This is a genomic window from Acetobacter sacchari, from assembly GCF_017377715.1.
In the GTDB taxonomy this organism is placed as follows: Bacteria; Pseudomonadota; Alphaproteobacteria; order Acetobacterales; family Acetobacteraceae; genus Acetobacter; species Acetobacter sacchari.
Window position 1 is genome coordinate 19,876 of record NZ_JAFVMF010000033.1, and the last position, 9,701, is coordinate 29,576.

At 54.2% G+C, this 9,701-nt stretch carries 4 protein-coding genes and 2 pseudogenes; 2 read left to right on the top strand and 4 right to left on the bottom strand.

Annotated features, from left to right (window positions below; translation table 11 throughout):
• Nucleotides 1–87: 87 nt before the first annotated feature.
• From J2D73_RS19000 to J2D73_RS19015, 4 genes and pseudogenes are all read right to left on the bottom strand, one after another.
• Nucleotides 88–2,448, bottom strand: coding sequence for a TonB-dependent receptor plug domain-containing protein (locus tag J2D73_RS19000; RefSeq protein ID WP_243430101.1), 2,361 nt, complete (start codon nt 2,446–2,448; stop codon nt 88–90).
• A 353-nt stretch (nt 2,449–2,801) separates the two neighbouring features.
• On the bottom strand, nt 2,802–4,124 hold the full coding sequence (locus tag J2D73_RS19005) for an LLM class flavin-dependent oxidoreductase (RefSeq protein ID WP_207883897.1): 1,323 nt from the start codon (nt 4,122–4,124) through the stop codon (nt 2,802–2,804).
• Between the two features lie 229 nt (nt 4,125–4,353).
• A pseudogene (locus tag J2D73_RS19010) lies at nt 4,354–5,115 on the bottom strand (IS5 family transposase).
• A gap of 72 nt (nt 5,116–5,187) precedes the next feature.
• Nucleotides 5,188–7,710 (bottom strand): TonB-dependent receptor plug domain-containing protein, encoded by a 2,523-nt coding sequence (locus J2D73_RS19015; RefSeq protein WP_408736862.1) that lies wholly within the window; start codon nt 7,708–7,710, stop codon nt 5,188–5,190.
• Nucleotides 7,711–8,215: 505 nt separating this feature from the next.
• Here J2D73_RS19015 and J2D73_RS19020 point away from each other — a divergent pair.
• A complete protein-coding gene (locus J2D73_RS19020; protein ID WP_207883900.1) occupies nt 8,216–9,175 on the top strand; it encodes an ABC transporter substrate-binding protein in 960 nt (319 codons plus the stop codon).
• Nucleotides 9,176–9,371: 196 nt separating this feature from the next.
• Nucleotides 9,372–9,587: pseudogene (locus J2D73_RS19025) on the top strand (transposase); the annotation flags it as partial.
• Between the last annotated feature and the right edge of the window lie 114 nt (nt 9,588–9,701).

Below are 9,701 nucleotides of genomic sequence, written 5' to 3' on the forward strand. Positions count from 1 at the left end.
GCCGACGCGCGGCCCGTCGCGGCGGTTTGGCCAGCAAGGGCGCTCGCACCGACTAGGAACCTACGGCGTGAAGTCCCCAAGGTCCTGTCACCAGGAATAACGTAATTTCCCATAGAAGTACGATCCTTCAGCGCCGTAAATGGACGCGGTGCTGTAATTGGGATTGACCTGATAGAGCGAGGACGCCGCCTGCGCCCGGGCATTCAACACGTTTGGCCGCTTGTTAAACACGTTGTTGCCGCCGATCTCTGCGACCCAGCGAGGTCGAAAGCGATAGCTGATGTCGAAATCCATCAACCATGCGGGACCGACCGTCTCGTCGTAGGCCGGACCTTGGTTTGACAAGTTCTTCGTCGATGAATATCGCGAAATTCGCACAGTTGTCGAAACCGGTCCGTAATTCCACGTTCCCGTGAGGCGCAACGTGTTTCTCGGATAGATCGTGGTCAGATTACCGATTTCATTACGGAACAGGGGTTGAACTGCGGAGCCCAGATTAATGGCCAGCGGGTTGATTCGCTTGATCATGTGCTGTTGCTGGTTCATCGTCACGCCCCACAAGACAGTGCCTGCATCGCCGAAATCGCTCCGGTAGTGAGCCTGGAGATCCATCCCTTCCGTCTCGGTGTGCGCGGCGTTTCGCATGAACGTATATTGGTAGTAATTCCCATCATTCGGGACTGCCCCGCTGGCATGGAGGATATTCATGACCTGCTCACCAGTGATGCCGTTTCCGGACACGCTCAGCGGGATGATCTGGTTGAAGATGTCGATACGATAGATATCCAGAGAAAGATCGAAATTCCGAATTGGCGTCAACACGAACCCGAGCCCGAAATTATGCGAAGTCTCCGGTTTCAAGGGGGACGCGCCAAGAGCGCGGGCGCCGATATTATTAACGGAAGAATAGACATTCGTCGTCGTGATCAGCGCATTGTTCGCCTGCGCGTTGGTAGAGTAGAACGTCGCCTCGCTTTGGAAATACTCCTGCTGTAATGTGGGTGCATGAAAACCATTGCTGGCAGATCCGCGAAAGGCTAACCACGGCGTAACCTGATAGCGGGCAGATAACTTGCCATTGGCGGTGTTACCGAAATCGCTGTAGGTTTCATTGCGGCCGGATAGCTGGATCGACAGCGCTTTCGTCAATTGCTGATCCAGTTCGAGGTAGAATGCGCCGTTCATTCGCGAATAGGCGCCAGCGGCGTTGGGATAGTATGCGCCCAGGCCAGCTGCGCTGGGCAGAGAGCGGACACCGTTGGGGAAAATATAGCCGCCATCGGCCCAGGCCGCCCGTTCGCCGGCGCCAATCTCGTACTGATTGTAACGATACTCCACGCCCCCAGATACAGAAAGTGGATATTTAAACAATCCGGTATCGAACTTGCGTCGCAAATCGAAATCCGCAGTCAATTCAGAATTGGTCAACGTGCCGAGATAGAAATTATGGGGGCTGGATGGGCCGAGTGAAACATTAATCGAATTGCTTAACCCCAAGGCAGTCTGGTCGCGGCCATAGTTGATGCTGGCGTCCCATGCCCAGCCAAAAAAATTCTTACCGCGCAAACCGGAAGTAAACTGAAAATCCTGATCCTCCGTCGAGATGATCGGCAGATAACCTTCGGGGTAAACGCTGATAATATTCTGTGACGAATTGGAAGGTCGGTACCAGCCAGGTTCGTAGGCTGTACGGTGGGTATACGTAGCGAAAGAGTAGAACTCTCCCCATGCGCCCAACGGAATCGCCATGTCATAAGAGGCAGCCTGTTTTTCTGTTTCAGGAACACCGTATAACTGACGATAACGGTTGCCGTACTCGCGTGAATCGAGCTGCCCGTTAGCCTGTAGCGGATAGAGCAGTGTGGGAGTGCCCCCCTTGCTCATCGGGGCGTATCCTGCGGTGTTTGTCCACTGGTTGCCAATGACGTCGGCGCTGAGATTGATATACCCACCAGAATTACCAATCCGGAAACCTTCATTGAAGAAGAGATTCCCACCCCGCCCGTAATCACCCAACGTTCCCACCGTCGATCCATACTGGTTGTAGCTGAGTTCGACAGAACCTCCGTGGTCGGCCTTCTTCAGGATGATGTTAATCACGCCAGCAATGGCGTCGGATCCATATTGGGCCGCCGCGCCGTCCTTGAGGATTTCGATATGGTCGATCGCGCTCATGGGAATCATGTCAAGATCGACTGGCGATTGCCCTTGCATGGCGCCGCCGTAAAAGATTGACGCTATCGTGTGACGCCGTTTACCGTTGACCAGAACCAAAGTTTCGTTCGACGGCAAACCACGCAAAGATGCCGTCTTGGTTGTGAACCCCAATTGCCCAGGATAGCCCGGGGTATTGTTGATGGACGGGTCCAGCAAGGAGAGAGCGTTGCGCAGATCGGGCTGACCGGTGCGCGTCAGGTCGGTATGCGAAACGATGACGATCGGCGACATGCTGTGCGATGCGCGCACCGCCCCGCGCGTGCCCGTTACGACCACCTGCTCAGTATCTGGCGTCGGCTTTTTCGGTGGGATCCGCCGCAGCTCTAGCGGTGGCTTGCTCGCCACCGCAGTGACCCGCGATGTGGCCTGTTGCGGAAGGCCATCCGCGCGTGCTTCAGAACCTCCAAGATGCAGCGCCGCGGCCGCAAGGACAAGCACCGCCGTAATCTGCTCGAAAGAAGACGGAGAAAGTTCAGGGTATCTTGGCGTATATACCATTTTACTCATTCGCTAATATGCTCGAAGTGCGCAGGAACGAGCCAGGAGTCCTCTGGACACGCCATGGACGGGCAGGATTCGGTCGGTCACACCGTAACGGGGTCGGGCAGCCCGAGATTTTCCCGCAACGTGCGCCCAACGTACTGGGTGCGCAGCAATCCCCTACGCTGGAGTTCCGGCGTCACGAGCCTTACAAAATCGCTGATTCCGTCAGGGGCCGATGTGAACATGATGTTGAAGCCGTCAGAGGCGCCGCTACGGTACCAGCCTTCCATATCGTCGACGATCTCACCCGCCGTACCCACGATGATACGGTGCCCCCCGCGGGTAAAGCGGCGCAGCACCTCCTGCGGCGTCGGACGATCGCGCCTGATCCAATCCACAATCAGGGACTGACGACTTTTATGACTGTTCGTTTCCGCAACGTCGCCCAGTTCAATCGGTCGGTCGGCCGGCCATGTTGACAGGTCGATGCCCAAGCTCGCGTATGATGACAACCCCCGCAGGCTTTCGCCATGGTCCAGGTAGCGCAGGTAGCTTTCGAATTTGTCTCGGGCCTCAGCGTCGCTTTCCCCGACAAACGGAGCAAGACCCGGCAGAATGCGCAGATTCGCCTCTCCTCGCCCATGCGCAGCGGCGCGCGCCAAGATGTCGGCGCGGTACGCACGCCCGGCAATGGGATCGTACTCAGCAGTATATATGATCTCTCCGATTCTCGCAGCCAGTTCCCGCCCCGGACCAGAAGCGCCAGCCTGGGCCAACACCGGACGGCGTTGGACGGGAGGCGGCGCGTTAAGGGGGCCAGCTACGCTGAAAAAGCGACCTTTATGATTCAGCGGCCGCACCAGCGTCGGGTCCAGCCAACGTCCACTTTGCTTGTCGCGCAAGAATGCGCCGGGCGCGACGCTATCCCACAAACCGGTGACGACGTCGACGAATTCATGAGCGCGCTCGTATCGATCGGCGTGGTCAAGATGGCGAGGCAGATTGAAGTTCTCACCACCGCCGGTCGCGGTTACGACGTTCCACCCCGCGCGGCCACCACTGAGCCTGTCCAGAGAAGCGACACGACGAGCAAGATTATACGGCTCATTGAAACTGGTGCTTGCGGTCCCGATCAGGCCAATGTGGCGGGATGTGACCGCCAGCGCAGCCAACAGAGTAAAAGTGTCCCAACGCGGCACCCCTGGTGAGTCGGCGACAGCGCTGGGGTCGGCAATCGGCAGCACATTGTCGTAAAGAAAAATTGAATCGAAACGCCCCTGCTCCAGCAAGCTGACATAGTCACGATACCGGGCAAACTCGATGTCCGCGTCGACGTCCTCCTCGGGCGCACGCCAGGCGTCGCCATTGGTCGCTGATCCGCTTAGATAAGCGCCTAAAGCGAAGTTGCGCTTTGGTTGCGTCATAAAAGCATTTCCCCCAGTCGGATGTTCCGACAAAGATTAGATTTGTTCAAACCATCTCGGAACGTTACGGTAAAAGAAAATAAATAAAATCAATGTTTTTTTAATTATGTTTTTCGCTTTGCTTATTTCATCAATAAAACAAAAGAGCAGAGCGACAAAATATTGATATCACGCGGAGATTTAATAAGAAACATAAAGATTGTTTACCTGTATAAACTAGGCTCAGAACTCATTCGTTAAGATAGAAAATGAAGGTCGCGGCAATATGGATTGCGGACATGAAAGTGTGGGCGTAGCGGTCGTATCTGGTTGCAGTACGTCGCCAGCCTTTCAGTTTTGCGAACATGTTTTCAATCAAATGGCGCTTTTTATACAGATGCCAGTCGTAAGGCGGCTTTGCTTTCCGGCTCTTTTTCGGGGGAATACAGGCAGTGATATTGCATTGTGCAAGTGATAGCCTGATGTGGTCGCTGTCATAGCCTCCCTCCCCGATGATTTTTTCTGTTTCGTCGGGAAGATCTGCAAGAAGTACATCCGCTCCCTTGAAGTCACCGGCCTGACCCGTTGTCAGATACAGACGGACCAGATGGCCCCGAGCGTCGCACACGGCATGAAGCTTCGAGTTCAGGCCGCCTCTAGTTTGCCCGGCATGGCCGGGAAAAGCACTTTTTGAGCAGGAGCGCAGCTGTCCCGTGAGCTTTGAGATCCGTGGCGTCGATCACCAAACGTCTGGAACGACCAGCTTGCTCCGTCAGGGCGACGAAGATTTTGTCAAAAACACCAAGGCGGCTCCATCGGATGAAGTGATTATATAAGGTTTTGCACGGACCATAGGCTTTCGGGGCGTCTTTCCACTGAAGACCGTTGCGAATCAGCAAATAATCCCGCTCAGAGCACGACGGTCATCCACTCGAGGAACCCCATTTGCCAGTAGGAAAAACGGCCTGATCCGTTCCATCTGGCGCTCAGACAGCAAAAACACGTCACTCACAGACCCACACTCCACCGTAAGCCTGTAAATCACAACAACTCGCTCAATTCGATAAATTAACAGGTCCTGATCCTAGAAACCCACATTTAATCGTCCGTAATAATAACCGCCGACAATCGAAATCCCGGAGGCGCTCTGGTCATACATTCTCGGACCGAGGTAGTTATTAATGGGATTGAGTCTTCTGGGCCGCTGATTGAATATATTATTGGCGCCAAGCGCTACGTGCCAATGGGGATCGATTCTGTAACCGACTTCGAGATCAGTCAACCAGACCGGCGTGTTCACGAACTGTGCGAATTGCGTCGTGGAATAACGGATCGCCGCTGGCGCCAGATCGTCATACGATAGCATGGACGTCGTTTGCCCGTAACGCGTTTGGCGTACGTTCACGTCCCATCGCCCGACGGTCCAATACGCGTTCAGGATAATTTTGCTACGTGGCGCCGCGGATGTCAGGTATCCGATGGTCTGAGCGCTAGCCATCGGTTGGCCAAAGGCATTGGTGTTGACGTGGTGAATGCGCGTACGGTTGAGGTTGACGGCGAGCGAAAGATCCAGCGTTCCATAATGGTGAAGCCGCCAACGATAATCTGCCTGAATATCTACCCCCTGTGTGCGCGTGCTTCCAACGTTCGCGAAATAGTTCGCGCTGATGTCGCTGATGTCGACGCCAGGCCCCGTTGGCACCTGCACGCCGGTCAACGCAATAGCATTATAGGCAATTTGCCCATTGACGGCTTGTGCACCTGTAATGCGATCACGGATATTGATTTGATAGACATCGGCCGAAATGTGAAACCCGTCCAGAGGCTCTATGACGATTCCCCCCTCTACGTTTGTTGATCGCTCAGGTTTCAGTGGATTGGCCCCTATCAGACGCCCCGCTGCGCTCGTAGTGGACAAAAGACCAGTAGCGCCCGTGGGGCTGACGTTGAGAGAACTGAAATGCTCCTCAGCGAGGCTCGGAGCACGAAAGCCGTTGCTGATCGTTGCACGAACCGCGATCCGCCGGGTGATATCATAGCGCGTTGTAATCTTGCCGGTCTCTGTGTTTCCAAAGTCCGTGTAATGCTCGAACCGCCCAGCGAAATCGAGATCCCAATGCTTCAGTGGGTGGAAATCGCCGTCTATGTAGCCCGCCCAAACATTACGTTGCCAATTTCCGGCGTTCTGCGGGGTAAGGCCAGCATATGCGGCGGCGCCCCCATAGAGATAGGATGCTGGTTCGCCGGCTTTTATCTGGTAAGTCTCAAGTCGGTGCTCTGCGCCAATAGCAAATGTCACCGGAACCAGATGAGCGATGTTGAAATTCCGACGCAGATCGAAATTGCTTGTCCATTGCGCCATCGTGTAATTTTCGGCCCTGAATGATGTGGGCGACCAGCCGTAGGCCGACAACCAACCAGTGTTTACGCTATTTTTGTTACGGATCACATCCCCATCTTGGCCGTACAGCGTGCTGAGATCCCAGTCAAAGCCGAAAAGGTTATCGCCTTTTACACCGATATTGGCCTGAAAATCATCTTCATCGATCACTTCACGCGGGGAGAATCCGCCAGGATAATAAGAAGGAGCTGTGCTTGGCAGACGGTAATTCTGGTATGACTCGGCATGGCGGTGGGCATAAGTGATCAGGCCATAGGTTTTTACGCTCTCAGTAATAGGCTTCTCCCACTCGATGGACAGATTGCCCCGCGTTTCTTCCGGTGTCATCTGGCTATGATTTGAGTCGGCAGGCCATGTCGATGTCGCCGTCCATCTGTGATCGTCCGTGCCACGCGACTTCGAGACAAAGAAGTCAGTATGGTAGGCTTGGCCGCTGAGGTGAACAAAGCCATCGCTTCCAAGCTTGAAGCCGCCATCCAGACCAACCAGGTATTGCCACCCATCGCCATTATACGCGTTGGCGCCCGTCTGCGCGACGACGTTAAGGCCATGGTCGGCTCGCTTTGTGATAATGTTGATCACGCCCGCTATCGCATCCGATCCGTAGAGAGCCGCAGCCCCATCACGAAGCACCTCGATATGATCAATCGCTGACGCCGGAATCATGTTCAGGTCGACGGGAGTCGATCCCTGTTGCGGCCCCCCATCCGCATAGATATTTCCTGTGACGTGGCGTCGCTTTCCATCGACAAGAACGAGGACCTCGTTAGGATTCAGGCCTCTCATCCGAATTGACGAGGTCAGGGCTCCCGCGTCGCCGGCCAAATTCTGCGTCGTAATGGACGGGTCAACGCGCGTCAGGGCGTCCGCAAGATTTATCTGGCCCGACCGGCGCAGTGCCGCTGACGAAATTACCGTGATCGGCGCAGAGCTTGTGCGAGCGGTGCGGTTGTAGGCATGCGTGCCTGTCACGATGAAAGTCTCGGTGGAAGCTTGAGCAGCTCCACGCGCGCCAAAGACAGGCTTTGCCTCGTTTTTACGAGGCCCGGATTGCGCCGAGATTCTGGAGGACTTCACCTTCAGTTTGTGCGTATCCGAAGGAGAGGTCTGGCGGTCCTGCTGCTGGGAAGCAGCCGACGAAGCATGGCTGCAGAGCGCGGACATCGAAACGGATGCCGCAAAAATCAGACCTCGCTTTACGAACATGATGATAATTTCCTAGACATTCCCCGTTAAGGAAGATCAGTTTTATTCACACAATCAAGGGATATTGTGGATTTTTACTAACATAAAATTTTTATATTGCATCACAGCAACACCATCAATTAATGCACATATTACTTTTTTTGAAATTTAATTATTTCCGACACGTTATCAATTTCGAAATCAAAATATTATTACATTTATACGTAAAACTATTTTCAAATGCGGTTTCATGAATAATTTTTCACTACAATCATAGATTAACGCCGCACGAATTCTCAAGTAAAGGCGCAAATTACCATGAATAAGCGTGCGTCAGTTTCAGTGGCGCTCGTAGAAAACATGACGCGATCGACCAATGAGTTGCGTCCAAGACACCATTGATGAATTTTCACTGTCACTTGTCCCCACAGCAATTCATGTTGAGCGCCCTATCGCGCAGAGACAAACCTGTCGGCGCGCCACATTACTGTCGATCGAATCAAATCGGGAAATATACCGAGATATTATGTTAAACTCCACAAACCCATCAAAAATTCGGCAACCGAACCGCCGCCAAGTTCTGGTTGGCCTGAGCGCTCTTACCCTGCCAGCGCGACCCGCTGTCGCTAGCACGCCCCTACTCGTCGGAGATCAGAAGGGCGGCGCAAGGTCATTATTTCAAGCCTCTGGAGTTGCATATGAGGGAGACGCACCTCTGCGCTGGACTCTATTTGCTGGCGCCCCGATGTTGATACAGGCAATGACAGCTAACGCCGTGGAAATCGGCGTAGTCGGCGACGCCCCACTTGTCTTTGCCCAGGGCGGGGGATCTCCCATAAAGGCGATCGCCGGCGTCCAGACAGATGGCACGACGACAGCGATCGTTGTAGCGAAGGCTAGCTCCATACAGTCAATCTCCGATCTGAAGGGAAAACGCGTCGCAACACTGCGTTCTCAGACAGGTCACTACCTGACGCTTGCAGCGCTTCGTAGTTCCGGGTTGAAATATGACGACGTGCAATTCGTGTTCATCCCCCCCGCCGCCGCGAAACTGGCGCTTCAAACTGGCGCTGTCGACGCGTGGGCGACCTGGGGACCCTATATTTCCAGCGCAAAAATTGTCGATGGAGCTAGGGAGATTGTGAACGGAGGCAAATTGATGAGCGGCTTGAGCTATGTAGTCGCCACCGATGATGCACTCCGGGACAAGCGAGAAAATATCGTGGCCTATCTACGCAGTTATCGCGCCGCACATCAGTGGATGCTTAAGCACCCTGACGCTTACGCTGCCGTTTGGGCGGAGGAAGTGGGGTTGCCCCTGCCGGTCGCTCGCGATGTCATCAAGGGAATGGCCGGAGAAGTCATTCCTCTCAGTGGCGACGTTATTGCCAAACAGCAGTTGGTTTCCGACTTTATGTCTGAAACACGTCTGGTTCCACGTTTTCTCGACGCACACGCAATCGTCGACCCAAGTTTCAAATTCTAATCGCGAGACTCAGGAGTCATTTTTAGAGAGGAAATACTCAATTCCCACCTAGAAAGCGTGCGATCCAGCGGAAAGGCGCGCTAGCCTCGATGCTCTACCGGATCATCATCGAGGCAGACGTCGATTTGATCACTAGGCTCAGGCCCCATTGATTTGATTGCGGAAATCTGATTCAGGCTTTGTGAGGAGACTGAAGATGAGCGACCTGTTTTGGCTGACAGACGAACAGATGGAGCGTCTGCGGCCATTCTTTCCCAAGAGCCACGGCAAACCTCGCGTTGGTGACCGCCGTGTGCTGAGCGGCATCATTTTTGTGAACCGCAATGGTATGCGCTGGCGTGATGCTCCCCGGGAATACGGTCCGCACAAAACGCTCTACAACCGCTGGAGACGTTACGGCGTGTCGTCAGTTAATCGCTGAGAGTATTGTGTGAGGGTTGTACTTTCTGTTGCTCTGTGCCGACTGTTTTTCCGGTTTTGGGGGAGAGAAACAGATGCGGCGCTACGGTTTACGCGATGATCAATG

Excerpts from the sequence above, each read along its gene's own strand:
- J2D73_RS19000 (WP_243430101.1), bottom strand. The coding sequence starts at position 2,448 with ATGTCGCCGATCGTCATCGTTTCGCATACCGACCTGACGCGCACCGGT.
- J2D73_RS19005 (WP_207883897.1), bottom strand. The coding sequence starts at position 4,124 with ATGACGCAACCAAAGCGCAACTTCGCTTTAGGCGCTTATCTAAGCGGA.
- J2D73_RS19015 (WP_408736862.1), bottom strand. The coding sequence starts at position 7,710 with ATGTTCGTAAAGCGAGGTCTGATTTTTGCGGCATCCGTTTCGATGTCC.
- J2D73_RS19020 (WP_207883900.1), top strand. The coding sequence starts at position 8,216 with ATGTTAAACTCCACAAACCCATCAAAAATTCGGCAACCGAACCGCCGC.